This window comes from Variovorax sp. HJSM1_2, assembly GCF_049316285.1.
Taxonomy (GTDB): Bacteria; Pseudomonadota; Gammaproteobacteria; order Burkholderiales; family Burkholderiaceae_C; genus Rhodoferax_B.
This window is the reverse complement of the sequence record NZ_JBMOXA010000004.1, coordinates 186,436-210,989: the sequence shown is the minus strand read 5'-3', so window position 1 is coordinate 210,989 and position 24,554 is coordinate 186,436. Positions and strand designations below refer to the sequence as shown.

General features: G+C 62.4%; 22 protein-coding genes. 10 read left to right on the top strand and 12 right to left on the bottom strand.

Going from position 1 to position 24,554, the window contains the following annotated elements:
• Nucleotides 1-17 precede the first annotated feature (17 nt).
• Genes ACFQ95_RS06520 through ACFQ95_RS06510 form a run of 3 tightly spaced genes read right to left on the bottom strand, consistent with a single transcriptional unit; the run spans nt 18 to nt 3,511 of the window.
• The gene (locus tag ACFQ95_RS06520) at nt 18-920 is read right to left on the bottom strand and encodes a DMT family transporter (protein ID WP_422830027.1); all 903 of its coding nucleotides are present in this window, start codon (nt 918-920) and stop codon (nt 18-20) included.
• Between the two features lie 47 nt (nt 921-967).
• Nucleotides 968-1,975, bottom strand: a complete 1,008-nt coding sequence (locus ACFQ95_RS06515) for a Bug family tripartite tricarboxylate transporter substrate binding protein (protein ID WP_422830026.1) — start codon at nt 1,973-1,975, stop codon at nt 968-970.
• Nucleotides 1,976-2,011: 36 nt separating this feature from the next.
• Nucleotides 2,012-3,511 (bottom strand): sulfatase-like hydrolase/transferase, encoded by a 1,500-nt coding sequence (locus tag ACFQ95_RS06510; protein ID WP_422830025.1) that lies wholly within the window; start codon nt 3,509-3,511, stop codon nt 2,012-2,014.
• 130 nt (nt 3,512-3,641) lie between these two features.
• On the opposite strand from ACFQ95_RS06510, the gene ACFQ95_RS06505 reads away from it, so the two are divergent.
• Nucleotides 3,642-4,562 (top strand): LysR family transcriptional regulator, encoded by a 921-nt coding sequence (locus ACFQ95_RS06505; protein ID WP_422830024.1) that lies wholly within the window; start codon nt 3,642-3,644, stop codon nt 4,560-4,562.
• A 197-nt stretch (nt 4,563-4,759) separates the two neighbouring features.
• Here ACFQ95_RS06505 and groL read toward each other — a convergent pair whose 3' ends face one another.
• From groL to ACFQ95_RS06480, 5 genes are all read right to left on the bottom strand, one after another.
• On the bottom strand, nt 4,760-6,412 hold the full coding sequence (groL, locus tag ACFQ95_RS06500; protein WP_422830023.1) for a chaperonin GroEL: 1,653 nt from the start codon (nt 6,410-6,412) through the stop codon (nt 4,760-4,762).
• A gap of 122 nt (nt 6,413-6,534) precedes the next feature.
• The gene (locus tag ACFQ95_RS06495) at nt 6,535-6,825 is read right to left on the bottom strand and encodes a co-chaperone GroES (RefSeq protein ID WP_076197711.1); all 291 of its coding nucleotides are present in this window, start codon (nt 6,823-6,825) and stop codon (nt 6,535-6,537) included.
• A gap of 437 nt (nt 6,826-7,262) precedes the next feature.
• Nucleotides 7,263-7,730 carry a surface-adhesin E family protein gene (locus tag ACFQ95_RS06490; protein WP_422830021.1) on the bottom strand — a complete coding sequence of 156 codons (468 nt, stop codon included), beginning with the start codon at nt 7,728-7,730 and terminating at the stop codon, nt 7,263-7,265.
• A 151-nt stretch (nt 7,731-7,881) separates the two neighbouring features.
• Nucleotides 7,882-9,273, bottom strand: a complete 1,392-nt coding sequence (locus ACFQ95_RS06485; RefSeq protein WP_422830020.1) for an LLM class flavin-dependent oxidoreductase — start codon at nt 9,271-9,273, stop codon at nt 7,882-7,884.
• Nucleotides 9,270-10,208: an ABC transporter substrate-binding protein gene (locus tag ACFQ95_RS06480; protein ID WP_422830019.1), complete on the bottom strand. Its 939-nt coding sequence runs from the start codon at nt 10,206-10,208 to the stop codon at nt 9,270-9,272. Before ACFQ95_RS06480 ends, ACFQ95_RS06485 begins: the two co-directional genes overlap by 4 nt.
• Before the next feature lie 354 nt (nt 10,209-10,562).
• On the opposite strand from ACFQ95_RS06480, the gene ACFQ95_RS06475 reads away from it, so the two are divergent.
• From ACFQ95_RS06475 to ACFQ95_RS06460, 4 genes are all read left to right on the top strand, one after another.
• On the top strand, nt 10,563-11,726 hold the full coding sequence (locus ACFQ95_RS06475; protein WP_422830018.1) for a DUF3182 family protein: 1,164 nt from the start codon (nt 10,563-10,565) through the stop codon (nt 11,724-11,726).
• Nucleotides 11,710-12,483, top strand: a complete 774-nt coding sequence (locus ACFQ95_RS06470; protein ID WP_422830017.1) for an alpha/beta hydrolase family protein — start codon at nt 11,710-11,712, stop codon at nt 12,481-12,483. Before ACFQ95_RS06475 ends, ACFQ95_RS06470 begins: the two co-directional genes overlap by 17 nt.
• A gap of 124 nt (nt 12,484-12,607) precedes the next feature.
• The gene (locus ACFQ95_RS06465) at nt 12,608-13,780 is read left to right on the top strand and encodes a GGDEF domain-containing protein (protein ID WP_422830016.1); all 1,173 of its coding nucleotides are present in this window, start codon (nt 12,608-12,610) and stop codon (nt 13,778-13,780) included.
• A gap of 458 nt (nt 13,781-14,238) precedes the next feature.
• Nucleotides 14,239-16,314, top strand: a complete 2,076-nt coding sequence (locus ACFQ95_RS06460; RefSeq protein WP_422830015.1) for a glycoside hydrolase family 3 N-terminal domain-containing protein — start codon at nt 14,239-14,241, stop codon at nt 16,312-16,314.
• 358 nt (nt 16,315-16,672) lie between these two features.
• Here the strand turns inward: ACFQ95_RS06460 and ACFQ95_RS06455 are convergent, their stop codons facing one another.
• The 3 genes from ACFQ95_RS06455 to ACFQ95_RS06445 form a co-directional block, all read right to left on the bottom strand.
• Nucleotides 16,673-17,074, bottom strand: a complete 402-nt coding sequence (locus ACFQ95_RS06455; RefSeq protein WP_422830014.1) for a hypothetical protein — start codon at nt 17,072-17,074, stop codon at nt 16,673-16,675.
• Between the two features lie 208 nt (nt 17,075-17,282).
• The gene (locus ACFQ95_RS06450) at nt 17,283-17,615 is read right to left on the bottom strand and encodes a FlxA-like family protein (RefSeq protein WP_422830013.1); all 333 of its coding nucleotides are present in this window, start codon (nt 17,613-17,615) and stop codon (nt 17,283-17,285) included.
• 74 nt (nt 17,616-17,689) lie between these two features.
• Complete coding sequence (locus ACFQ95_RS06445; RefSeq protein ID WP_422830012.1) at nt 17,690-18,346, bottom strand: hypothetical protein; 657 nt, start codon at nt 18,344-18,346, stop codon at nt 17,690-17,692.
• Nucleotides 18,347-18,479: 133 nt separating this feature from the next.
• Here ACFQ95_RS06445 and ACFQ95_RS06440 point away from each other — a divergent pair, with 133 nt between their 5' ends.
• A complete protein-coding gene (locus ACFQ95_RS06440; protein WP_422830011.1) occupies nt 18,480-18,746 on the top strand; it encodes a hypothetical protein in 267 nt (88 codons plus the stop codon).
• 21 nt (nt 18,747-18,767) lie between these two features.
• On the opposite strand, the gene ACFQ95_RS06435 is transcribed toward ACFQ95_RS06440, so the two are convergent.
• Nucleotides 18,768-19,820: a LacI family DNA-binding transcriptional regulator gene (locus tag ACFQ95_RS06435; protein WP_422830010.1), complete on the bottom strand. Its 1,053-nt coding sequence runs from the start codon at nt 19,818-19,820 to the stop codon at nt 18,768-18,770.
• A 100-nt stretch (nt 19,821-19,920) separates the two neighbouring features.
• On the opposite strand from ACFQ95_RS06435, the gene ACFQ95_RS06430 reads away from it, so the two are divergent.
• The 4 genes from ACFQ95_RS06430 to ACFQ95_RS06415 all read left to right on the top strand — a co-directional run bounded on the left by ACFQ95_RS06430 (nt 19,921) and on the right by ACFQ95_RS06415 (nt 24,545).
• Nucleotides 19,921-20,913, top strand: coding sequence for a Bug family tripartite tricarboxylate transporter substrate binding protein (locus tag ACFQ95_RS06430; protein ID WP_422830009.1), 993 nt, complete (start codon nt 19,921-19,923; stop codon nt 20,911-20,913).
• A 281-nt stretch (nt 20,914-21,194) separates the two neighbouring features.
• Nucleotides 21,195-22,589: an ATP-binding protein gene (locus ACFQ95_RS06425; RefSeq protein WP_422830008.1), complete on the top strand. Its 1,395-nt coding sequence runs from the start codon at nt 21,195-21,197 to the stop codon at nt 22,587-22,589.
• A 1-nt stretch (nt 22,590) separates the two neighbouring features.
• Nucleotides 22,591-24,036 carry an ATP-binding protein gene (locus ACFQ95_RS06420; protein ID WP_422830007.1) on the top strand — a complete coding sequence of 482 codons (1,446 nt, stop codon included), beginning with the start codon at nt 22,591-22,593 and terminating at the stop codon, nt 24,034-24,036.
• Nucleotides 24,033-24,545, top strand: coding sequence for an ATP-binding protein (locus tag ACFQ95_RS06415; RefSeq protein WP_422830006.1), 513 nt, complete (start codon nt 24,033-24,035; stop codon nt 24,543-24,545). The genes ACFQ95_RS06420 and ACFQ95_RS06415 overlap by 4 nt, the downstream gene beginning before the upstream one ends.
• Nucleotides 24,546-24,554: the final 9 nt, after the last annotated feature.

The window sequence follows — 24,554 nt, the reverse complement described above, 5'->3', positions numbered from 1 at the left end:
CGCCGACGCAGCAGCGTTCAGCCTGTACGTTGGGCGCGAGCCGGCGCAGCGCTAGGCCATAGCACCGAGGCGATGGCCACCACCATCAGCACCACGGCGGTCCAGTCCTGCCAGTGCAGGACCTCGCCCAGCCACCAGGCACCGCTGAAAACGCCGAGCACGGGGATGAACATCACGCTCAGCGTCGAGGCCACGGGCGGCAGGCTGCGCGCCAGAAAAAACCAGGCGGCGTGTGCAAAGCCGAAGATCAAGACCGCGTTGTAGAGAATGGAGCCCCAGGTCACGGATGAGGGGGCCTTCCACTGCGGCATTTCAAACACGCTGGCCAGCAGGGTCAGGGCCAGGCTGGTGAGCAGCGTCATCCAGAAAGAGATGGTCAACGTGGCCACCGGGATGCGGCTGGCGCGCAGGCTTTGTGTGCCCAGCGCCCAGGTGGCGGCCGCGCACAGCGCAAGCAGCACACCCAGCGGACGGCCCGTGAGGTTGGTGAACTCATGCCACAGCAACAGCAGCACACCCAAGGCCGCAGCGCTCACACCGGCCCAACCACGCGGCAACATGCGGTTGCCGAACCAGATCGCGCCCAGCACCGCCGAGAAGATGGGCATGGTGTAGCCGAGAATGGCCGCGCGCCCGCTGGAGAGCGACTTCACCGCGATGATGATCAAGGTGTGCCAGACCAGCATATTCGTCAGCGTCAGCCACAGCAGTTCGCGCCAATGTGCACGCGGCACGCGGAACGGGACCTTCATCAGCACCAGCGCCATCCCCAGCACGGGCACGCCTAACAGCATGGACAGCGCCCGGAAGGTGAGCGGCGGATAGTCGGTCACACCAGCCTTCATGATGGGCCAGTTGATGCCCCAGACCAGGGTGAGCAGGATCAGGATAACAAGCTGTTGGCGGCTGAGTGTGGGCATGGGCGCCGATTGTGCGGCAAAGCGGCGCTGCCTGCTGACGGCGCCGGTTAGCCCGTGAACTGGATGTTGGCTGTTTTGACGATCTGCGCGATCTTTTCGTCAGAGCTGCGAATGGCCTCGGCAAATACCTGCGGCGTGCTGCCCACGGCGGCCAGGCCTGCGGCCTCCAGTTGCTGGCGTACGCTGGGCGTGGTGGCGATGCGCTGCAACTCCTTGCTGATGCGCTGCACTGCAGCAGGCGGGGCGCCCGTGGGCATGAGATAGCCCCAGAAATTGGTGAAGTGAAAGCCGGGGATGCCGGACTCGGCCAAGGTCGGCACGTCTGGCATGGCGGCCACACGGTCGCCGGTGGTGGCCAACGGGCGTATCTTGCCGGCCTTGGCCTGGGCGAAAGCGGCTCCGTCAATCATCACATCGATGTGGCCGCCGAGCAGGTCGGTCACGGCGGGGGCGCCACCGCGGTAGGGCACGTGGACCAGGTCGATGCCGGCCATGCTCTTGATCATCTCCAGCACCAGATGGCCTATAGAGCCCGGGCCCGAGGTGCCGCATTTGTATTTGCCGGGGTTGGCCTTGGCCAGCGCGAGGAAATCCTTGAAGTTGCTCACGGGCAGATCGTTGCGTGCGGTGATGACCACCGACACCGAGGCAATCATAGACACCGGCACAAAATCTTTTGCCGGGTCGTAAGGCAGGTCGGCACGGGCGACGCGGTTGATGCACAGCGTGCCCAGGTCGCCGACCACCAGGTTGTAGCCGTCGGCCGCGCTGCGTGCACCTGCTGTGGCGCCAATCGCACCTGCAGCGCCGCCCCGGTTGTCCACCACCACGGCTTGGCCCAGGGCTTCGGCCAGAGGGGTGGAGAATACGCGCGCCACCACATCGGTGTTGCCGCCTGGAGGGTAGGGCACGATGAGTTTCAGCGGCTTGCTGGGGTAGGCGCTTTGCGCCTGTGCTGGCGACAGCAGCCAGGGCGCGGCGATGCCCGCGGCCAAGGTGTTGCCTATCAATCGGCGGCGTGTGAGAGCAGCGTTGGCAAAGGTGCGTGAGGGCATGTAGGTCTCCAATGGCGTTGTTTTTTCAGGTCTTGCTCAGGCTGGGCGTATGGCGGTGCGATCCGGGTGGTCCACCGGTGGCTGCGGGTACTGCACGCCGCGCTGGCCCGCGAGCGCGCGGTCGGGTTTGAAGTTCAAAGGGCCGGGCTCGTAACCCACCAGTCGCCCATGGCGCACCCATTCGAGGTCGCTGCCATATAGCTCGGCGATCAGGGCTTCTTCGAGTCGGCGGCGCACGGGGGCGGCGTTGTTGTTGTGGGCCAGGTCGTGCAGCTCTTGCGGGTCTTGGTGTAGATCGAACAACTGCACCACGTTGCGCGCCGGGTACCAGATGAGTTTGTGGCGGCCATCGTGCAGCATGCGGCTGGCGTTGTGTTTCTCGCCGCATTCGCCATAAAGGGTTTGGCGCTGCTTCTCGCCGACCATGGACAGGCCTTCGACCGAGTCCGGTATAGCGATGCCCGCCAGGTCCAGCAGCGTGGGCATCACGTCCTGCAGGCCGACCAGGCGGTGGTCCACACCGCCTTGGGGCAGGCGTTTGCAAGCGCTGGTGCCGACCACAATCATAGGCACCTGGGCCGATGCTTCGTAGAACAGCCGCTTGGCCCACAGCCCGTGGTTGCCCAGCATGTCGCCATGGTCGCAGGTCAGCAGGATGATGGTGTCGTCGAGCAGGCCTTCTTCGCGTAGCGTGCCGATCAGGATGCGGATCTGGTGGTCTATGTGGGTGCACAGCGCATAGTAGGCGCGGCGCAGCGCGCGGTGCGAGGCATCGGTGTGTGGGGCCGGCCAGTAGTTGTGGATGACGTGCAGCGCACTGGGCAAGCTCGCCAGGTCGTGCGACCAATCGCCATGCACCGGGAGATCGATGGCGGCGTCACGGTACATGTCCAGATAGGGCGTGAGCGGCACCAGCGGTGGATGTGGATGGTTGTACGACACATGCCAGAAACCGGGCCGCGTCGGGTCGCGCCGCTTGATGCTGCGCGCGGCTTCACGCGTGATCCAGTTGGTGACGTGCAGCGATTCGTCCAGATGCCAGGGACGGTGCTGGTAGTCGTTGTTGGCCATGCCGTGCATGAAGGCCTGGCCGGCCAGGCCACGGTCGGCCATGAAAAGTTCGTGGTCGTCGACCGCGCCCAGGCCGGGGCGGCCTTCTTCGGCCAGCAGGGCGTCGTCAAAACCGATGCGGTCGCGCTGCGGAAACACGTGCAGCTTGCCTATGGCCTGGGCCTGGTAGCCGGCGCCGCGGAAACACTGTGCGAGCAGCGGCTTCTGGGGCATGGGCTCGGCGGGCAGGAACGAGCGGTCGCCATGGCCGCGCGGTGACAAACCGGTCATGACACTGCGCCGCGCCGGAATGCAGATCGGCGACTCGCTGTAGGCGCGCGGGAAGCGGGTGCCCAGGCGGGCCAGCTGGTCTATGGTGGGGGTCTGGATGACGGGATGGCCGGCGTGGCCAAACATAGGGCCGGCCCACTGGTCCACCATGAGGAACAGGACGTGGGGGCGCTTATCGCGGGTGGGGGTATTCAAAGTATTTGTCTCCAGCGGTCGAGCGGCGAACGGCTGCGCGGCTCTTGTCCAGGCTGCACAGTCTAGGCAGCGTGCCTCTGGCTTGGAATGGTTATGCTTGGCATATTTGTTATGCCTTGAGTGTTATGTCATGAAAGAGCCCAGCCTGGACCATTGGCGCCTGTTTGTGCAGATCGCCGACCACGGCAGCCTGACCCTGGCCGCCGCCGCGCGAGACGTGGCCCAACCCGCGCTGAGCCGGCAGCTGGCGGCCATAGAACGTAGCTGTGGCGGCCGGCTGTTTGAACGCGGTGCCCGCGGCTTGCGGTTGAACGAGGCCGGGCAGCGCTTGTACCCGCGTGTCGTGGCCTGGCTGGCACAGGCCGACGAAATGGTGGCCGATGCGCGCGGCGACTTGCGCACACCCGCGGGCGTGGTGCGCCTGGGGCTGTTGGCGTCCTTCGACCCGGATCTGCTCAGCAAGGTGTTTCGTGAGGTGCGCCTGCGTTTTCCCAACATCACCTTGCGTATCGCGGCCGGCTTGAGCGGCTGGCTGGCCGACAGCGTGCACAGCGGGGCGCTTGACCTGGCGCTGTTGTCGACCAACAGCCGCGAGCAGCACAACCAGGAGATTCCCATTGGCTCCATTGCGCACATGCTGGTGGGCCCGATGGGCGACGTGCTGACACGCGCCGAGACCGTGCCGTTTGCCAGTCTGGACGGTTTGCCCCTGGTGGTACCGGGCAGGCCCTATACCTTCCACAACCTGCTGGAACACTGGGCCGCGCGCAAGGGCATCAGGCTGAATGTGGTGGCCGAGTGTGACTCGCTGCCGCTGCAGAAGCACCTGGTGGCCAGCTCCGGGGTCTACGCCATCATGGCCAGCGGTGCGGTGCGCGAGGACCTGGCGGCGGGGCGCCTGCAGGCCGCGCGTGTGGTCTCGCCAGAGTTGAACCGCAACATCGTGCTGCGGGTAACGGCCGCACGGCCACCCACGCCCGCCTGCAAGGAAGTGCTGCGCATCGTCGAGCGCACGGCGATTTCTGCTATCAACGCCACCAGCCGAGCGTAGTGGCCAAAGGCCCAGCCGATAGACCATGAAAAAAGCCCCGGCGCTTGCGCACCGGGGCTTTTTTCATAGATCGACAACAGCGTCTAACGCCATCCCCTAGAGCGGGACACCGCGGAACCGGCTCTGCCGGGCCGCAGGTGTCGCCCCCTGCAAGGGGGTGGGCGCTACACGCAGTGAGCAACCTGGGGGTGAGCCAATTACATGCCCATGCCGCCCATGCCACCCATGCCGCCCATGTCAGGCATGCCGCCGCCAGCTGGTGCGTCATCCTTTGGGGCTTCGGCAACCATGGCTTCGGTCGTCAACAGCAAGGAAGCGACGGAAGCTGCGTTTTGCAGAGCCGTGCGGGTGACCTTGGTTGGGTCCAGAATGCCCAGTTCCAGCATGTCGCCGTAGGTGTCGTTCGAAGCGTTGAAGCCGAAGTTGCCCTTGCCGGCCAACACAGCGTTCACCACCACAGAAGCTTCGCCACCGGCGTTGTTGACGATCTCGCGCAGAGGCGCTTCGATAGCCTTCAACACCAGCTTGACGCCGGCTTCTTGATCAGCGTTGTCGCCCTTGACGCGGTCGCCAACAGCTTGCTTGGCGCGCAACAGTGCCACGCCGCCGCCAGCCACAACGCCTTCTTCCACGGCAGCGCGGGTAGCGTGCAGTGCATCTTCAACGCGGGCCTTCTTTTCCTTCATTTCGACTTCGGTGGCAGCGCCAACCTTGATCACGGCAACACCGCCGGCCAGCTTGGCCACGCGTTCTTGCAGCTTTTCGCGGTCGTAGTCGCTGGTCGCTTCTTCGATTTGCACGCGCACTTGCTTGACGCGGGCTTCGATGTCAGCAGCGGCGCCGGAGCCGTCGATGATGATGGTGTTTTCCTTGCCCACTTCGATGCGCTTGGCTTGGCCGAGGTCGGCCAGCGTCACTTTTTCCAGGGTCAGACCGATTTCTTCTGCGATGACCTTGCCGCCCGTCAGGATGGCGATGTCTTCCAGCATGGCCTTGCGGCGATCGCCGAAGCCAGGAGCCTTGACAGCCACAACCTTCAAGATGCCACGGATCGTGTTCACGACCAAGGTAGCCAGGGCTTCGCCTTCGACTTCTTCAGCAATGATCAGCAGAGGGCGGCCAGCCTTGGCGACTTGTTCCAGGGTAGGCAACAGGTCACGGATGTTGCTGATCTTCTTGTCGAACAGCAGCACGAAGGGGTTGTCCAGAATGGCGGATTGCTTTTCTGGGTTGTTGATGAAGTAGGGCGACAGGTAGCCGCGGTCGAATTGCATGCCTTCGACGACGTCGAGTTCGGATTCCAGCGACTTGCCGTCTTCAACGGTAATCACGCCTTCCTTGCCAACCTTGTCCATGGCGTCAGCGATCAGCTTGCCGATGGTTTCGTCGCTGTTGGCCGAGATCGAGCCAACTTGAGCGATTTCCTTGGAGGTGGTGGTGGGCTTGGAAGCCTTCTTCAGCTCTTCAACCAGGGCCGTCACAGCCTTGTCGATACCGCGCTTCAGATCCATTGGGTTGATGCCAGCGGCAACGTACTTGAAGCCTTCGCGCACGATGGCTTGGGCCAGCACGGTTGCGGTCGTGGTGCCGTCACCAGCGTTGTCGCTGGTCTTGGAGGCCACTTCCTTCACGAGCTGGGCGCCCATGTTCTGCAGCTTGTCCTTGAGTTCGATTTCCTTGGCGACGGACACACCGTCCTTGGTCACCGTAGGGGCGCCGAACGAACGTTCCAGAACCACGTTGCGACCCTTGGGGCCCAGGGTCACTTTAACGGCGTTGGCCAGAATGTTCACGCCTTCGATCATGCGTGCGCGGGCTTCACCGCCGAAGACTACGTCTTTTGCTGCCATGTTGAATTCTCCAGAAATCTAAAAAATGGGGGATGAGGGCTTTTGTCTACGGCCGGGGCTTTGCCCCTTGACTTCGCATGAGCGAAGTCAGCCTTCGACGGAAGTAAATCGCTGGTGGCGAATTACTTCTCGACAACTGCGAACAGGTCGTCTTCCTTCATGACGAGCAACTCGTCGCCGCCAACCTTGACGGTTTGGCCGCTGTACTTGCCGAACAGGACGCGGTCGCCAACCTTGACGGTCAGTGCGGCCAGTTCGCCCTTGTCGTTACGCTTGCCTGGGCCAACGGCCAGAACTTCACCTTGATCAGGCTTTTCAGCAGCTGCGTCAGGGATCACGATGCCAGAGGCGGTCTTGGTTTCGCTGTCAACACGCTTGACGATCACGCGATCGGCCAAAGGACGAAGGTTCATTGCATCTCCTAGATTACAAACAAAGGGTTAAACATCTATCAGCCCAGCAGGCTGCTGGGCTGGCAAATTTGGTGCGGTGGCGATGTTAGCACTCCTATCGCACGAGTGCTAATAATGGATGTGAATTTGGGGATTTCAAGCTGTCGAAGTTCAAAAAAAACTGAAAACGCTGGCCTGACATCGGGCCGCAGCAAGCTTGACGCAGCCCAGCAGGCTGCGCGACGATGGCCGTCTGCTAAGCTTTCTGAGTGTCTTCACTACATCCACCGAGAGAGAGAAAATGAGTGCGCGAAGAAGAAAACATGCCATTGCCCTGCATATGTACCTGAGGATTTATGGTCCCCTGTCCTGGAAGGAATGGGTCGCGCGGGAGGCTGCCGGTTCGCCCATCGTCGGCTAAGACCGTGACGACTGGGTGACGGTTTTGTTGGGCGCGCTTAGCGCTTGGCGGCGGCCGTGCAGGCGGCGGTGAGTATGCGTTGGGTGGGGTTGGGCGTGACGTCACGGAACTCCATCCAGCGTGGCGTGCCGGTGCTGTAGTCGACGGTTTTGCTCGGCTCACCCTGCCAGTTGGGCTGGTCGTAGTAGGTCAGCTGCAGGTAACGCGCCTTGTGTTTCTCGCAATCGAACACCACAGCCGAGGTGTACGAGCGGTAGGGCACGCCGTCCCAGCTGGTGCGCTGGGTCGAACGGCTGACGCGCACGCGTTTTGTGCGTGGCTTGCCTTCGATGTCCACGGGATCGACCTGTATGGTGTTCACGCTGGGTTCGTCCGGGTCGCCCATGATGGTGAACCAGATAGGCGTGGTCGCGGGTGAGGTCGCTGCTGCCGGACTTTGCGCCTGGGCACTAATTAAGCCGCACCAGACCAGGGATGCGACGAGCACAATTTTTCGCAAGTTCATGAAGCGGTTGTGTAAAGCGTTGCATGCCGAACGACCGTCTGCATAAAGTCAAGCTGCTGCAGGGCAGCGCAAACAAATCGGCCCGTGACGCCAGCAGTTTGCAGCGTAACAGGCCTCTATTGTAGGCTTAATCAGCGCAAGATGCTACTTTTTAGATAGCAAGAGGCGCTTCTTCGGGTGCAGCTGCCGCAAACTGGTTCGGTGGTATCTGCAGGCCCAAGGTGTCGCGTAGGGTCGTGCCGGGGTAGGCCTTGCGAAACGCGCCACGCTGCTGCAACAGCGGCACCACCTTTTCCAGGAAGTCGTTGGCGCCCAGCGGCATGATGGCCGGCAGCACCACAAAGCCGTCGCAGGCGCGGGCCTCAAACCAGGTGATGAGCTGCTCGGCCACCTCTTCGGCCGTGCCTAGGGGCGCGAAGAATGACAGGCTCTGGGCGTACCAGACACCGAGTTGGGCCAGGGTCAGCTTTTCGTCCTGCGCCTTTTTCAGCACCGCCTGAAAACGCCCCTTGCTGCCGGTGATGCGAGCGGCAATGTCGGGTACCGGCGCATGCAGCTCGTACTGCGCCAGGTCGTGGTTCATGCTGGCTGACATGAAGCTCAGCGCGGCCTGGGGCAGAAGCTTTTCATTCAGCTCGCGCTGCAGGTCCAGCGCGTCCTGCCGCGTGTGGCCAACAATCGGCACGATGCCGGGCAGTACCTTCAGGCTGTTGGCACTGCGGCCCACGGTTTCCAGTTGCTGCTTGAAGCGTGCATAGAAATCGCGCGCTTTCTCCAGCGTGGGTTGCACCGCAAAAATGACCTCGGCCTGCTCCAAGGCCGTGCGCTCAAAGTTGCTCGACACGCCGGCCTGGATCTGCACCGGGTGACCCTGGGGCGGGCGCGGCACGTTCAGCGGGCCGCGCACCTTGAACCAGGCGCCGTTGTGGTCCACCCGGTGCACTTTGCTGGCGTCGCCGTAAATGCCGCTGGCCTGGTCGCGTATCAACCAGTTGTCTTCCCAGCTGTCCCACAGCTTCTTCACCAGGGCAACAAATTCCTGGGCCTTGTCGTAGCGCGGGTCGTGGCCCAGGTGTTCGGCCTGGCCGTAGTTGCGCGCCTCGCCGTCGCTGACCGAGGTGACCACGTTCCAGCCCACGCGGCCGCCGCTCAGGTGGTCTATGGTGGCCAGCATGCGCGCCGTGGTGTAGGGCTGGCTGTAGGTGGCCGACACCGTGGCGGCCAGGCCGATCTGCGAGGTGGCGCCTACCAGCGAGGCCATCACGCTCAAGGGCTCGGCATGCTGCGGCAGCGCGCGCGAGCTGACGCTGGCCGCAAAGTCGCCACCGTAGACGTCGTCCACCGACAGCTTGTCGGCCAGAAAAATCATGTCGAGACAGGCCCGCTCGGCCTTTTGCGCCATGTCTTTGTAGAAGCGCCAGTCCAGTGGCGCGGTGTTGCCCGCCAGCGGATGGCGCCAGGCGCCAAGCTGGCTGCCGACCTCGCTCAGGTAAAGCGCCAGGTGCATCTGACGGGGTGTACTGCGGCTGCGGGTGTTGCTCATGGGTTGAACGAGGCGTCGATCAACTGGCTGGCTTCCAGCCGCTTGGGGATCAGGCCCGAGGTGGCGTAGAGGTCTATGGTGGCCTGTTGCAGATGCAAGATGTGTTCGTCGATTTTCAGTGGTGCATGGCCTTCGCGGCCTTGCTTGGCCAGGGCCACGTCTTCGGGAATGCCCACCAGTTTGGCGATCAGCTTGGAGTAGGGCTCGGCATTGGTCTGGCCCCAGCTACGCGCCCGGGCGTTGCGCGCAACAAAGTCTTTCAGCGCGTCTTTCTTTGATTTGATGGCCTTGTCCGAAGCCACGAAGTAAGACACGGCGGGGTAGCTTTTGCCGTCCACCAAAATGCGTGCGCCCGACTTCAGCGTGGCAAACGACACATAGGGTTCCCAGGTCACCACCGCGTCGACCGAGCCCTGCGTCAGCGCGAGTGTGGCTTCAGATGGCGCCAGAAACGCTGGCGTCACGGCGTCTGGCGCCAGCCCGGCCTTGGCCAGCACTTGCAGCAGCAGGTTGTGGCCGGACGAGCCTTTGACCACGGCAATGCGTTTGCCCTTCAGGTCGGCAATGGTTTTGTACGGCGAGGCCTTGGTCACGATGATGGCATTGCCTTCATAAGAGGTGGCAAAAATTGCCTTGGCTTGCAGGCCGGCTGCAGCAGCAAAGGTCAAAGGGGCGTCGCCCACCGAACCGGCGTCGATCGCATCGGCGCGCAGCGCTTCCAGCAGCGGGGCGGCATTCGGAAATTCGCTCCACTCCACGGTATAGGGCAGGTTTTGCAGCACGCCGGCGGCTTCCATCACTGCGCGTGCATTGCCGCGTTGGTCGCCGACGCGCAGGGTGATGTTTTGCGCCATGGCCGTTGTGGCCGATGTGGCTGCGGTGACAAGCAGGGCCAGGCCCAATACACGGGCCTTGAAAGAAGAGAAAGTCAACATGGATGTGAGGGAACAGTGAGGTCAGCGGGGGGCCGCCGGCCGGTGGTGAACGTGGAACTACCGTTGCGCCAGCGCACAGGCAGCCTTTGCAAGTTGCATGGGGCTGCGCGCAAAAAAGAAGACAACGGTGTGCCGATTGGGCCGCCTATGCACCGGCTTGGGCAACGAAGGCTTGCGCGTATCGATATATGTTTTTGCTCTATACAGGTGCGAAGCCGGACGGTGTGGTGCCGCTGCATGCTCATCTGTCCTACAAAGCAATGCGCCGCTCGTACCTGCGACGGCGTGCAGGCATGCGGATACTGGCGACACCACCGGCCCGGTCTTTTGATGGCTTTTGAAAAGGGGTATCCCATGCTCGCAGATGCTGTACACCGTCCCCTGGATCCCGTCCTGCCGCAGGCGGAGGCCCACCAAGAGCTGGTGATGCCTTTCACGCAGGGACTTGAGGGCCACGCCAGCCTGCACGAAAACGCCACGCGCCACGAAATCGCCAAGCGTATTGCGCGGCTCAAAGGCGGGCAGTTTTCTGCAGAAATCCCAGTCGAGATGTGGGCCGTGCGGCCTTATCTTGTGCCCAGCGAAACCCTGGTGGGTGTGCGCTCGGCGGAACAACTGGGCGTGTTGGGCGAAGATGATTTTCTGGGGGGTGTGGTGCCTCAAGCCTTTGTTGCCACCAAGGCCATCACCCATCCTCTGGTGTCGCGGCAGGCGGCGGCGCCCAAGGGCTGGAGCCACGACTTCCCCAGCATGGTGGCCGATGCCGTGCTGCCCGGATTAACCGCGTTTTCACGCCAGGATGCGCTGCAGGCGGCCGAGCAGATGTTGCGTTTGGGGCCCGTCAGGATCAAGGCCGTCTGGGAAACCGGCGGCCGCGGGCAGAGTGTGGCCGCCGATATGGGCGCCGCCAAAAGTGCACTCGCCGAGATCAACGATGCCGTCCTGGCCGAACATGGCGTGGTGTTGGAGCATGACTTGTCGAATGTCGAAACCCTGAGCATTGGCCAGGTGCGTGTGGCGGGTATTGTGGCCAGCTACCATGGCACGCAGAAACTCACACCGAACAACACCGGCTCCATGGCCTACGGGGGCTCCGACCTCACCGTGGTGCGAGGTGGCTTTGAGGCTTTGCTGGACCGTACGCCGGCCGGGCCCCTGCGCATGGCGGTTGACCAGGCGCTGCTGTACGACACGGCGGTGAGGGCTTGTTTTCCGGGGTTTTTTGCTTCGCGCACCAATTACGACGTGGCCCAAGGCCTGAACGCGGCAGGGCGCTGGTGTTCTGGTGTGCTGGAGCAATCGTGGCGCATTGGTGGTGCAACCCCGGCTGAGATCGCGGCATTGGAGGCTTTGCACGCGGACCCGGAACTCCAGACGGTGCGTGTCAGTTGTACCGAACGATATGGTCCCCACAACGCACCCAGCGGTGCGGCGACGGTCTACTTTCAGGGCGAAGATCCGGAAGTGGGCTTGTTGATCAAGTACGCCGAGGTAGAAATCGATGGCAACAAGGCATAGAAGTATCCAGATCGCGGTTGGGGACCGGACCATTGCGGGCACCCTGGTGGCGCCGGACACCGTGGTGCCTGGCGTGATGCTGGTGCACGGCTGGGACGGCAGCCAGGAGCAGTACCTGGAGCGTGCCCACGCCATTGCCGCCATGGGTTGCATCTGCCTCACGTTTGATTTGCGCGGGCATGCCAAAGACCGCGCTTACCGCGACACCGTGACGCGTGAGGACAATCTGAACGACATGCTGGCGGCCTACGACTTGTTGGTCGGCCACCCGGCGGTGGACGCACAATCGATTGTGGTGGTCGGCAGTAGTTACGGCGGCTATTTGGCGGCCCTGCTCAGCGCCATCAGGCCCGTGCGCTGGATGGCTTTGCGTGCGCCGGCCCTCTACAAAGACGAAGACTGGCTCAGCTCCAAGCAACACCTGAACCGCATGGAGATTGCCAACTACCGATCCCTGGTGCACGTGCCCGAAAGCAACAAAGCGCTGGCGGCCTGCACCAAGTTCCGTGGTGATGCGCTGATCGTCGAATCAGAGCTGGACCACATCGTGCCGCATCCGGTGATTGAGAACTACCGCGCCGCCTTGGTGCAAAGCAATTCCATGACCTACCGTGTCATCAAACAAGCCGACCATGCGCTTTCCACGCCCGAGTGGAACGATGCCTACACCTCGCTGCTGGTGAACTGGATCTCGGAAATGTTGGGCCTGGCCAAAGAAACCAAGGCGGCCAAAAAGCCCAGCGCACAGGCCGCCTAAGCCTGGGACAAGTCCGCCGTGCGCCGCGCTCCCTAGTTTTGGCCGAGTTGCTGCGCTTGATCAACACGGCCTAGCCACTTAGCCGGACAATACGCGGCCGCCAGTTGCGGCCGAATTCTTCTTTATGCCCAACGATATCCAATCCCTGCTGCTGGCGTTGACCGTCAGCATGCTGACCATGGCCGTAGCATTGCCCGCCGTCATGGGGCAGGTGAATGCGGCTGCGCGCCGCGCCCAGGCGGGTGTTGCCTTGCAGGCCTTGGGGTGGGTGCTGTTGCTGCTGTCCGGGGTGGTGCAGGCCGACTCCATGGCCGATAGGCTGCTGTCTACGCTGTCGATGTTTGGCATCACCGGTGGCCTGGCCTTGAACGCCACCGCTTTTGATCTATGGTGCGGGCGCGCCGCCCATGCCCGTATGCCGATGTTGATTGCGCTGGTGATGCCCGTGGGTTATGGCCTGGGTTTTTCGAGCTACGCGTTTCGTGTGGGGTGGGCCAATGGGCTTTTGGCGCTGCAAATGGCGCTGGTGGCGGCGCCGCTGATACGCAAACCTGCGGTGCCGGTGGGCCGGTGGCGTTGGTTGCTGGTGGTGGCTTTGCTGGCGCAAATGGTCGTGACCGCGTGGCGAGGTGTGCTCGGTGGGTTTTTTACCGCCGACTTCCCGGCATTCCTGTGGCCGCATCCGGTGAACTTTGTGTTTGCGATGGTGGCCAATGCCACGGCCGTGTTGTCGCTCGCGGGCATTTTGCTGGCCCATAGAGATGAAGCGGCCCGCGCATTGGAGCGGCTGGCCACGCTTGATGGGCTGACCGGTGTGCTCAACCGGCGCGCCTGGCTGTTGCAGGCCAACACAGAGATGGAGGTCAGCACGCGCTACAACCATCCTTTGGCGGTGTTGATGATAGACCTTGATTACTTCAAGCAGATCAACGACAGCCGCGGCCACGAGGCGGGCGACCGCGCGCTGCAGTTTGTCGCCAAGGCCTTGCAGGCCGCCGTGCGTTCGGGCGACCTGGTCGGGCGTTACGGCGGCGAGGAGTTTTGTGTGCTGATGAACCACGCCGATGCGGCGGCCGCCAGCGCCTTCGACCGCCGTATGCGCATGTACCTCACCGATGCCGCCCCGCGCGAGCTGGGCTGCGGCTTGAGCTACAGCGCGGGTATTGCCATGCGCACATCGGCAAACGACACCCTGGCCGCCATGCTGCGCCGCGCCGATGCCATGCTTTACGCCGCCAAGGCGCAGGGGCGGGCATGCACGCTGGATGCGCAAGGGCTGCAACTGCAGCGCTTTTAATTCCCTCATTTCTTGATGCAGACGACACGGGCTTGTGTCCGCTAGGCCGTGGCCGCAGCCATTGGGCTGATTGAAATATTTATCGATAACAAATTGTTTCTTGATGCATGACTGTGGCGCTGAACGCGCGTTTGCAGTCGTTATGAACTCCACTGTGATACTTTGTTTTCGTATCAATTCGTTTTGATTCAAAACGATCTGATGACCTAGGGAAACTTCTGACGACGCTGTGTTGACGTGAAGTTTGATAACGATAACAATAAAAAGATAACGTTACCTTTCAATGTGGTGACCGCGTTTCCCAGTGTTATCAGTGATCAGTCCATCAAAACAGGAGTAGAGACATGAAGCCAATGAGCAACCACAAAAAAACGGCAATCGCGACCGCGATTGGCGTCACCTTGTCCCTAGGGATAGTCGCTTGCGGTGGGAGCGGTGACTTAAACGTTGCGCAGCCTGTGCTCGGCGCACGTGCGAAGGCCATCATCACGGTTGACTCCAAACAGTTCAAAGACTTGAACGCCAACGGCAAGCTGGACCCTTACGAAGATTGGCGACTCAGTGTTGACAAGCGCATCGACGATCTGGTTGCGCAAATGACGCTTGAAGAAAAAGCGGGGTTGATGCTCATCGACACCATGAACGCAGGCACCGATGGCGCAGCACCGGCGACGGCAGCCGGCTTCATCAACGACAACAAGATGCGGCGTTTTATCTTCCGCAGCGTTGTCACTGCTACACCGACGACGGGGCAGGTAACGCCATTGCAGGCGGCCAACTTCACGAACACGGTGCAAGAAATGTCCGAGGCGAGCCGCCTGGGCATTCCTTCCCTGTTCAAATCCAACGCGCGCAACCACTACGAAAAAGATGCACGTGTGGGCATCAACGAAGCCGCTGGTGCTTTTACAGAGTTTCCAAAAGAAGCCGGCATCGCCTCTGCTGCCCTGGGTGAAGAGTTTCTGAAGACTGGCAAAGCGCCTACCGCTGGTGACATGGGCGTCGTCAGGACGTTCGCGCAGACCATGGGCGACGAATGGAAATCGATTGGGCTGCGCGGCATGTACGGCTACATGGCGGACATGTCCACCGAGCCGCGCTGGTACCGCGTGCACGAAACCTTCACCGAAAACGCAGACCTCAACTCGAACATCATCAAAACGCTGGTGGAGACTCTGCAGGGGCCTATGGTGGGCGGCAGTTCTGTGTCGCCCACCTCGGCGGTGGCGTTGACGATGAAGCACTTTCCAGGCGGAGGGCCGCAAGAGTTAGGTCTCGACCCACACTTCACTTTCGGCAAAACGCAGGTGTATCCGGGCGGCAATTTTGGCTATCACCTGAAGCCGTTCATGGCCGCGATCGACGCGGGTGTTTCGGCCATCATGCCCTATTACGGCGTGCCGATTAACGTGACCTATGAAGGTGTGACGTACGACCAGGTCGGCATGGCGTTCTCAAAGCAAATCGTGACCGATCTGCTGCGTGGCAAGCTGGGTTTCAAAGGTTATGTGAACTCTGACACCGGCATCATCAACGACCGCGCTTGGGGTCTGGAAAACAAGACCGTTCCGGAGCGTGTGGCAGCTGCGATCAACGGTGGCACCGAGACGTTATCGGGCTTCAACAAGGTTCAAACCATTGTGGACCTGGTGAATGCCAATCTGCTGAGCGCTGACCGTGTGAACGAGGCAGCGAAACGACTTCTGAAAGAGCAGTTTCAGCTTGGACTTTTTGAAAACCCATACGTTGACGCAAAGTTGGCCACAGCCGCAATTGGCAATGATGCCAACCGGGCAAAGGGCATGGACATCCAGAGAAAATCGATTGCACTGCTGCAGAACCAAGACCAAACTCTGCCGTTGAAAGCCGCTGCCAAGGTCTACACCATGGGGATAGCCAAGGCCGATGTAGAGAAGTACGGCTACTCCGTGACCGACGGTGAAGCCTTGGTGAGTGGCGTGCGCCCAAGTGCGGCCGGGGCTGACTACGCCATCATCCGGGTGGAGGTGTCGAATCCGCGAACTGCCAGTGCCCTCTACAAGAGCAACGACCCTGCAACCGGTGCCAATCCAAGCCTGATTAGCCCGATCACCGGCAAAACCTGGGGTGCAGACGATCCCACCGGCTTGGACAATGGCATCACCTTCGGCGGCTCATTCCCCTGGGAAGCTGGCAACCTGTCCTTCACGGCGATGGCCGCTTCGCAGTCTTGGCAGATATCTCCCAAGCTCTCGGACATTCAGGCGGTGATGAACGAGGTCGGCGCGAAGAAGACGGTTTTGAGCATCTACTTCCGCCAGCCTTATGTGTTGGACGACGCAAGTGGCTTGAAGGGTGCAGGAGCGATTGTTGCTGGCTTCGGCGTGAGCAATACCGCGCTGCTGGATGTGCTGAGTGGCAAGTTCAAGCCGCAAGGTAAGTTGCCTTTTGCCTTGGCGAACAATCTCCAGGCTATCGCCGACAACCAGCCGGATGTGCCGGGTTATCCGGCAAAAGACACGCTGTATCCGTTTGGCTTTGGTTTGACCTATTGACACGCTGACCCATGCCTTGGCAGGCCTGTCGAATCCGGGAACGAATCGGCAGTCCGGCTACTCGCTGAACGAGTCCACCTTCGCTGGCAAGACCGGGTCTTGCCAGCCGTAGCCCTCATCCAGCACGCTGCGGGTGTATTCGTCACCTGGCCAATGGATGTTCAGCAAGTCGACCACGGCCCAGGCGGTCCAGTCGGCGCGAAATGGGCGGTGCTACATGCCGGCCGGCCGGGCGTGGTTTGTCCGTCTGGCTTTGCCAGACGATGCTGGGGATGTGATAGCCCGAAGGGGTGGCGGGGCTGTGGCCGGTGTGGTTGCTGCCGTGTCCGACCTCCTGGCCGTGGTCCGACAAATACGTTCAGGCGCGGTAGCTTTGCGTGGCCTGGGTTTGCACATGGGGGACTGCGTCCTGGGTCAGCTGCAACAAGCGGGCCACGATGGCGTCGTATTCCTGCCTGAACTTGCGCACCCAGGTCGAACGCCCGTCGTTGACCAGGCCGGTTTCCACTGCGTCAGCACCTTCGGTAAAAGGCTTGGCTCGTTTGGGAAAACGCAGGCTGTAGTGCGGGTGTGTGCCCATCAGATGCACCACAAGCAATTCGCTGTCGGGTGAGGCGCCGGAGCGGCCGGGTGTGCGGTTCACCATGTCGATCACATCGGCCATGCGTCCGTGCTGGTGTTCTATGGCCAGGTCGTCGTGGTTGCTGATCCACCAGGTTTTGTCGCCCGCTCGATGCCCAGCGCTGTGAGGACGATGCATGGGGTTCTGATGGGCGGAAGCGTTCACTTGGTGGGCACCCACGCCTGAGGACCAGCCTGCGCTGCCAGGCTGGCTGCTCACCGGAGAGCATGTCCAGACGGCGGAATTTTTCTGGCCGCATGCTGCCAGTGTGGGCTGAGTCCCGGTTTTGGGTGTGCCGATGGACGATGGCAGCGCGGGGTTGTGTATCAGTCTTCTGATGCTGGGCTCAGGCGTAAACGTCTACCCTGTAGCCCAGGCCGGATTGGCGTGAGGACTCGGCTCGAGTGGCCTTTTGTTGCTCGGCAGCCCTGGCTTGCTGCTCCTGCATCTGGCGCAATTCTTCAGCCCTTTGGACGGCCATAATCTGCTGCTGGACCATTTGTATCATGCCCTGCAGCATTTGAATGCGTTGTTCCTTGAGCTTGGGGTCCATGTCTTCCCAGACCACGGCCTTGAGCTGCTCCGTCAGTTCACGCATCTGCTTTTCCAGGCGTGCGATGGCGGCGGCGGAGCTGGCACCTTGGTTGGCGCCGCCGGTGGAGCGAAATGAAACTTGCATGCCTGTTTATCGGCAGACCCCGAAGTTTCTTGACCCACCATTCTCCCGACGGCTGCAGCACCCAGGCAATGCGCTCAGAACGAGAACTTGAAACCTATGCTGTAGAGCGTGTCGTGCTGCATACGTCCCACGGTTCCGTCCACTTGCCAGTTCTTGGCAAATTCCGTACGCAGGCCGATTTGTTGGGTGGGTGCACTGTGGCGCTGGCCAAAGGTTTCGACATGGGCGACAAAGGCACCAAAGCTGTGTTCCAGCGCAATGCCCCAGGTGCCCAGGGTCGGTCCGTCCTTGGGGCGGTTGGCTCCTGCGTTGAGGTGGAATGCGCCGAAGTCGCCATTGCAGGTGAACAAAGCCGTCAGGTCCGGCATGTTGCCCGCATTTTGGGTGTGTGACACACCGGCCGACGCGCCAAGGTTGCAGCCATCCTCCAGCGACGGTGTGATGCGCCACTTCAGGTGCAGTGCGCTGGTGGTCAGGCTGGAGGTGGTGTCGCGCATGGCCGAAGCATCCAGCTCCAGGCCCGCGCCCAGGCCTATGGCGGGGGCGACGGTCCAGGTATTGAGTTTGCCGGGCTGGCGCGCGTACCAGCTTTCGACGTGGCCCGCACCCGCGTCTTCTACATCGGCATCGTCCACGGTGAGAGGCCGACCGGCTTGTACCGCGCCACTGGCCAGAAGGGCGGCAATTGCGCCCGCCGCATGGCGCCATCGAGGTTGTAACGGTTTGTGCATGCGGCAGTGTAAGCAGCCGTGCAAGGGCTAGCAAACGCATGAGCGAAACGATGGCAGGTAACTTTCGCCCTGCGTTTATTACCGGCCGTAACCCTTGGCCAGGGTTAGCATTCAACAGCAGGAGGAGGAATTTATGCGATCAGGTCTGTTTTTACTTTCCGGGTTTTTGTTGATCGGCGTGAGCGCCATCATGGCCCGGCTGTTCAGCGACAACTATCCTAGCGCCGCCACCTGGTGCACCGGCTTGTTTGTGCTGGTGTGGCTGGCGCTGACCGGCTTCAACATGTGGACCGGTGTGGCCAAGGCGGGTTATGGCGTGGCGGAAGAACTGCCGATCTTCCTGATGCTGTTTGGCATTCCGGCTGTGGCGGCGTTGCTGCTCAAGTGGAAGCTGCTGTAAAACGCCGCCGCTGACAGAGCGTCAGCTTGAATCACGCAGCACCAGTTGGAACGGCAGTTCAAATCCTCGGCCAGGGCGGTCCGCATCCGGCCCGTCCAGGCGTGCGATCAGCAGTTCTGCAGCAAACTGGCCTATGCTTTGTTCGGAGCGGCGCACCGTGGTCAACGCCGGTTGCAGCAATTGTGCGGCGGGGATGTCATCGAAGCCGGCCACGGCCACGTCTTCCGGTATGCGAAAACCGGCGCTGCGAAGCGCCGCCATGGCGCCGATGGCCAGCAGGTCGTTGGCCGCGAACACCGCGCTGCTTTGAAAGTCGCGCGCCAGTTCCGCGGCAATCGCGCGCAAGCCTGCCGCCTGGGTGAAGTCTTCGGCGGTGATCACATGCGGCACCAGCCCGGCTTGCCGCATCGCCGCGTGGTAGCCGCGCTGGCGCTCGGCGCCCGGGCCTAGCGGGCTGAACAGCATGGCGATGCGCTGATGGCCCTTGTCGATCAAGGTCTGTGTCATGGCCTGCGCGGCCGCCGCGTTGTCGATGTAGATCTTGTCGATGGCGCGTGACGGCCGATAGGCCTGGCTCTCGATCTGCACCACCGCCGTGCGTCCGCGCAAGGCTTCCAGCAGGGCGGCTTCCTGGGTGTGGAAAAACAGCGCCATCACACCGTCCACATGTCCTTGCGACAGCCATTGGAGCGCCCTTTGTTCGCGCTCGGGTGTACCGTCGGTGTCGAAGATCATGGTGTCGTAACCGGCGGCATCGGCGGCCGACTGGAATCCGCGTATCAGTGCCGGATAGGTTGGGTTGGTGATGTCCGGCACGATGCAGGCCAGCGTGCGTGTACGCGCCGACTGCAGATTGCGTGCCATGCGGTTGGGCACGTAGCCGAGCTGCTGCGCGGTCCGCAGAATGCGTTCGCGCGCCTCCTCGGACACAGTGGACGGCGCCACGCGGTTGAGCACCAGAGATACCGAGGTCTGCGATAGGCCCGTGGCCTCGGCAATATCGCGTTGTGTGGGACGGCGCATAGGCCCGGTCGTAGCGGCTGCGGCCGCTGGGGCTGGCCTTGGGTTTTTCATGTCAGATTGCAGTCAATAATTCGTATTACTATAGTGCAGACTTTGCTCTAGTCCTGGCGCGTCAGCGCCGAACGAGCCCCCCACAAAAGACGCTTGCGCCATGCAGAAATCTCGTCGCAGATTCACGCTCTCGGGCCTGGGCGCAGCCGTGCTGATGGGGGCTCCTGCGCTGCGCGCGCAGCAAGCTGGTTCCGGCTATCTGAACGTGTTGGTGGCACAGCCGGCTGGTGGTGTGACCGATGTTTTTGCACGTGCCGTGGCACCGGCGCTGGGCTCCGGGCTTGGGCGAACGGTGGTGGTGCAGAACATTGCCGGCGCCAGTGGTTCCCTGGCGGCCAATCGCCTGCTGGCGTCCGCGCCCGACGGCTCCACGCTGTTTGTCGGCTCTCCTTCCGAGACCGTGCTGGCGCCGCTCACCTTGCGTGCAGTGCATTACCAGCCCATGGACTTTCAGCTTTTGGGCTTGGTCAACAACTCACCGTTGGCGCTTTACGCACGCAGCGATTTGCCAGCAAACAACCTCGACGAACTCGTGGCATTGGCACGCCAAAGTGGCGACAGTCTGCTGAGCTACGGCAGTACCGGGCAGGGCTCGTTGTTCCATCTTGTGACGCAGATGCTGCTGTCCGCCACCGGCGTGCGCGCCATCCATGTACCTTACCGAGGCGGTTTGCCCATGTTGCAGGATCTGCAGGCGGGGCGCATTGATTTCGCCATGCTGCCGGTGGACGCGCTGCTGGGATCCATGGTGAGCGGTGGCCGGATGAAGGTGCTGGGGGTCTCCTCTGCAGAACGCCTCGCCCGATTCCCCTTGGCGGCGACCTTCAATGAAAGCCGATCGGCGCCAGCCTTCGGCCATCCCAGCATCTGGGTTGGCCTGCTGGTGCCCGCCGCGATGCGCGAAAGCACCAGCCTGCAGTTGCACGGAGTTGTCACAGCGGCGCTAGCCGATGCGAATGTGCGCGCGGCGATTGCGGCCGCCGGGGGCTCTGTGCCGCCTCCGATGTCGCTGGCCGACGCTGCGCGCTTCTACGCTGCGGACACCGCCAAGCTGCAAGCCCTGGCCAAGGCCGCCGGCGTGGAGCCGCTCTAAACCCGCGGTTCCTGGCCTTTTTAGTCGTTTTGCTGGTCGTCGGCAGGCAGGCTGCTATCGACCTTTAATCCGTGAAATAGTGCTGTAATACGTATTATCATGCCGCCGGTTCGTATTTGTAACGGCCTCGAGCACCCGCTGGAGGCTCAGCCATTTGGAGGAAGCCGTGTCATGTTTGTTGCTTTTGGATAGGGCTGGAGCCCTGTCTTTGCTGCCAAAGCCTTCCGATCGCCCAGCGCGTGACTGATGCCGTTCGCCATGTATCCCTGCCGAGTTCGGTTATGAACACCGTTGCCCAGGAAGTGCCTCGCGCCGCGTCGCGTGCGCCTTCACTCGTCCACCCCACCGTGCGCCTGGATTACGGTCTGCGGGTGCTGGGACATGCCTTCTATGGTGCAGTGGCCCTCTCGGTGCTGCATCTGCGGGCGTTGCCGATGTGGGCTTTGGTGTTGATGTGCTGCACCGCCTTGTTGTGGCCGCATCTGGCGTATTGGCAGGCCAGCCGGGCACGCAACAGCAAGGCCGCCGAGCAACAGAATCTGTTGGTCGACAGCTTTCTGATGGGGGCCTTCACGCTGTTGACCGGGCTGGATCCGTGGATTGGCGTGGTGGCCTTTACCGCCGTCAACGCCGCCAACCTGAGCATTGGCGGGCTGCGCCTGGGATTGATAGGCGCCGCATGCTTCGGCTGCGGCATTGGCGTGGCCGGGCTCCACAATGGGTTTGCGGTGTTGCCGGTGCCGCTGCTGGCGCATGTGATGACGGCTGCGGCCGTGATTGCCTACACCGCCGCATTTGGTCTGGCGTCGCACTTCCAGACGCAGCAAGTGATTGGCGCCAAACGCGAGCTGCGGGCACGCAACCAGGTCATAGAGCAGCAGAAGGTGGATCTCGAGCAGGCCCGGGTGGTGGCCGAGCGCGCGCGCGAGCAGGCCGAGATCGCCAATCACACCAAGAGCGCTTTCCTGGCCAACATGAGCCATGAGTTGCGCACACCGCTGAACGCCGTGATTGGCTACACCGAGATGCTGGAGGACGAGTTGCGGGATGGCGGCGAACGCGACAACTCACTCGCCGACCTGGGCCGCATCAAGAGGGCGGCGCGGCAGTTGCTGCAAATGATCAACGATGTGCTGGACATCTCGAAAATTGAAGCCGGCAAGATCGAGTTGCATGTCGAGTCTTTTGAGCTGACCGAACTGCTGGACCAGGTGGTCTCGATCACACAACCGCTGCTGGCCAACAATCACAACCGTCTGCAGGTGGTGGAGTCACCGGGCTTGCATGTGGTGCAGTCGGATTTGACCAAGCTGCGGCAGGTCTTGATCAACCTGGTGTCGAACGCCGCCAAGTTCACCCGCGATGGCAATGTCGCTATCGAAATCTTCAGTGAGTTTGATGCGCAAGGCCGCACCATTGTGGTGTTCGAGGTTTGCGACACCGGCATAGGCATGACCCCGTCGCAACTGGCCCGGCTGTTCCAGCCTTTTGTGCAGGCCGACGCCGAGACCACGCGCAACTATGGTGGCACCGGCCTGGGCTTGGCCATCAGTCGCCGCCTGTGCCGCCTGCTCGGCGGGGATGTCACCGTCATCAGCACCGCTGGCGAGGGCAGCCGGTTTCGCGCCTCCGTGCTCGCCAAGATGCCGCTGGCCGAAAAGAGCGAGGACGATTGACATGGCCAATGCCTCGTTGATGCAGCCCACGGAGCGGAACACAGGCAGGCCTACCGAAGCTACGCGTACCGAACGCCCGCGCCTGTACGGCGGTGTGCGCGTGAACTACCCGGTGCGTATCGGCGCCCATTTGGCCGCCGGCCTGTTGCTCGCTTCGGTCTTTACCGAGCAGCACCCACCGGCACTCTGGTGGGCCGGGGCGGTGATGCTGGTCTGGCCGCATCTGGCCTACTGGCTGAGTTGCCGTGCCGCCGATAGCCGGGCTAGCGAGATGCGCGCCTTGTTGGTCGACTCGTTTCTGATTGGCGCCTACGGCGGGCTTTCGGGGCTGAACCCGTGGATTCTTGTGGCACTGGGCGGGGCCATGCATGCTTCCAACCTGGGCTCGGGCGGGCCGCGCCACGCCTGGCGCGGCCTGGCGGCCATGGTGCTGGGCATAGGCATGGGCTCCGCCATCACGGGCTTTGAATTTCGTCCGGAGACTTCGTCGCTGACGATTGCGTTGTCGGCCGTGGCCGCAGCGATCTACCTGTCACTTTTCGGCCATGCGATCCATGCCGAATCGCTGCGCACCGCCAGAGCGCGCGCCGCATTACAAGAGCGTAATCGGCAAATCGAGGCCCAGGCCGTTCACCTGGAGCAGGCGCGGGCAGAGGCCGAGCAGGCCAACCAGGCCAAGAGTGTCTTTCTGGCGAACATGAGCCATGAGCTGCGCACACCACTCAACGTGGTGATTGGTTATGCCGAGCTGCTCGAAGAAGAACTTGCCGACAGCACGCCGCCGGCCGCGCGTGCCGACCTGGGGCGCATCAAACATGCGGCTAAGGATTTGCTGGCGATGATCAACGCCGTGCTCGACCTGACCCGGCTGGACGCCAACAAGCTGCAGCTCAACCTCGAGGACTGCGACCTGCGGGTGTTGTTTTCGTCGGTCGAGGCCGCAGCGCAGCCCCTGCTGAGGGCCAACGGCAATCACATGCTGGTGACGATACAGCCGGGGCTGGCGCTGGTCCATGTGGATGCCTTGCGTTTGCGGCAGGTGCTGGCCGCGCTGGTCTCCAACGCGGCCAAATTCACAACCCAGGGCCTGGTGCAATTGCGCGCCAGCGTGGGTGAGCGCACACCTGGTGTGCCGGGCTTGCGCATCGAGGTCGAAGACAGCGGTATCGGCCTGAGTGAATCGCAGATGGACTCGCTGTTTCAGCCCTTTCAGCAAGCTGACGAAGGCACGACACGTGCGTTTGGTGGCAGCGGCCTGGGCTTGGCCGTGAGCCGCCGCCTGTGCCGTTTGATGGGCGGCGACATCCAGGTACGCAGCACGCCCGGCGTGGGCTCGTGCCTGACCATCTGGCTGCCGCAGTCGACGGACGCAGAGCTAGGGCCGGAGCCGCGCGCAGCGCCTGGGCCTGGGCCTGGGCCTGATGGCGTATCGGAGCGTTTGGCATGAATACCCCCAGCCTCAGGTCAGAGGATGCAGGCGAACGCCTGGTCTGCCGCGCCGAGCTTGCCAGCCTGCCGGCGCTGCAGGACGTGGTGGCCACGATATGCAAGCGGGGCAGGGTCAGCGACGCGGAGTGCCACGATCTTCAGCTCATCGTTGAGGAGGCCTGTGCCAACGTCATACACCACGCCTATCCGGCCGGCGAATGTGGTCCGCTGGCGCTGGAAGTGCGCATCGTCCAGGGTGATGTGGACGGCAGCGCAGGCGCGCGCCGCATGGTGCTGACGCTGGAAGACCAGGGCAAGCCATTTGACCCATTGCGGGTCGTGCCTGTGGACACCAGCCTGGCCGTGGAAGCGCGCGCGCTCGGGGGCTTGGGTGTGCATCTGATCCGGCAGCTCTCCGACCACCAGCATTACCAGCGCAGCCCCAGCCGCGGCAATGTGCTCACCCTGGAAAAGTACCTGGCATCACCCACGCCGGCCGCCGCATCAGCTTCAGCCGTATCGCCCTAAATTTTGGAG

Coding starts and splice junctions, on each gene's coding strand:
- ACFQ95_RS06520 (WP_422830027.1), bottom strand. CDS start 920: ATGCCCACACTCAGCCGCCAACAGCTTGTTATCCTGATCCTGCTCACC.
- ACFQ95_RS06515 (WP_422830026.1), bottom strand. CDS start 1,975: ATGCCCTCACGCACCTTTGCCAACGCTGCTCTCACACGCCGCCGATTG.
- ACFQ95_RS06505 (WP_422830024.1), top strand. CDS start 3,642: ATGAAAGAGCCCAGCCTGGACCATTGGCGCCTGTTTGTGCAGATCGCC.
- groL (WP_422830023.1), bottom strand. CDS start 6,412: ATGGCAGCAAAAGACGTAGTCTTCGGCGGTGAAGCCCGCGCACGCATG.
- ACFQ95_RS06495 (WP_076197711.1), bottom strand. CDS start 6,825: ATGAACCTTCGTCCTTTGGCCGATCGCGTGATCGTCAAGCGTGTTGAC.
- ACFQ95_RS06490 (WP_422830021.1), bottom strand. CDS start 7,730: ATGAACTTGCGAAAAATTGTGCTCGTCGCATCCCTGGTCTGGTGCGGC.
- ACFQ95_RS06485 (WP_422830020.1), bottom strand. CDS start 9,273: ATGAGCAACACCCGCAGCCGCAGTACACCCCGTCAGATGCACCTGGCG.
- ACFQ95_RS06480 (WP_422830019.1), bottom strand. CDS start 10,208: ATGTTGACTTTCTCTTCTTTCAAGGCCCGTGTATTGGGCCTGGCCCTG.
- ACFQ95_RS06475 (WP_422830018.1), top strand. CDS start 10,563: ATGCTCGCAGATGCTGTACACCGTCCCCTGGATCCCGTCCTGCCGCAG.
- ACFQ95_RS06470 (WP_422830017.1), top strand. CDS start 11,710: ATGGCAACAAGGCATAGAAGTATCCAGATCGCGGTTGGGGACCGGACC.
- ACFQ95_RS06465 (WP_422830016.1), top strand. CDS start 12,608: ATGCCCAACGATATCCAATCCCTGCTGCTGGCGTTGACCGTCAGCATG.
- ACFQ95_RS06455 (WP_422830014.1), bottom strand. CDS start 17,074: ATGCATCGTCCTCACAGCGCTGGGCATCGAGCGGGCGACAAAACCTGG.
- ACFQ95_RS06450 (WP_422830013.1), bottom strand. CDS start 17,615: ATGCAAGTTTCATTTCGCTCCACCGGCGGCGCCAACCAAGGTGCCAGC.
- ACFQ95_RS06445 (WP_422830012.1), bottom strand. CDS start 18,346: ATGCACAAACCGTTACAACCTCGATGGCGCCATGCGGCGGGCGCAATT.
- ACFQ95_RS06440 (WP_422830011.1), top strand. CDS start 18,480: ATGCGATCAGGTCTGTTTTTACTTTCCGGGTTTTTGTTGATCGGCGTG.
- ACFQ95_RS06435 (WP_422830010.1), bottom strand. CDS start 19,820: ATGAAAAACCCAAGGCCAGCCCCAGCGGCCGCAGCCGCTACGACCGGG.
- ACFQ95_RS06430 (WP_422830009.1), top strand. CDS start 19,921: ATGCAGAAATCTCGTCGCAGATTCACGCTCTCGGGCCTGGGCGCAGCC.
- ACFQ95_RS06425 (WP_422830008.1), top strand. CDS start 21,195: ATGAACACCGTTGCCCAGGAAGTGCCTCGCGCCGCGTCGCGTGCGCCT.
- ACFQ95_RS06420 (WP_422830007.1), top strand. CDS start 22,591: ATGGCCAATGCCTCGTTGATGCAGCCCACGGAGCGGAACACAGGCAGG.
- ACFQ95_RS06415 (WP_422830006.1), top strand. CDS start 24,033: ATGAATACCCCCAGCCTCAGGTCAGAGGATGCAGGCGAACGCCTGGTC.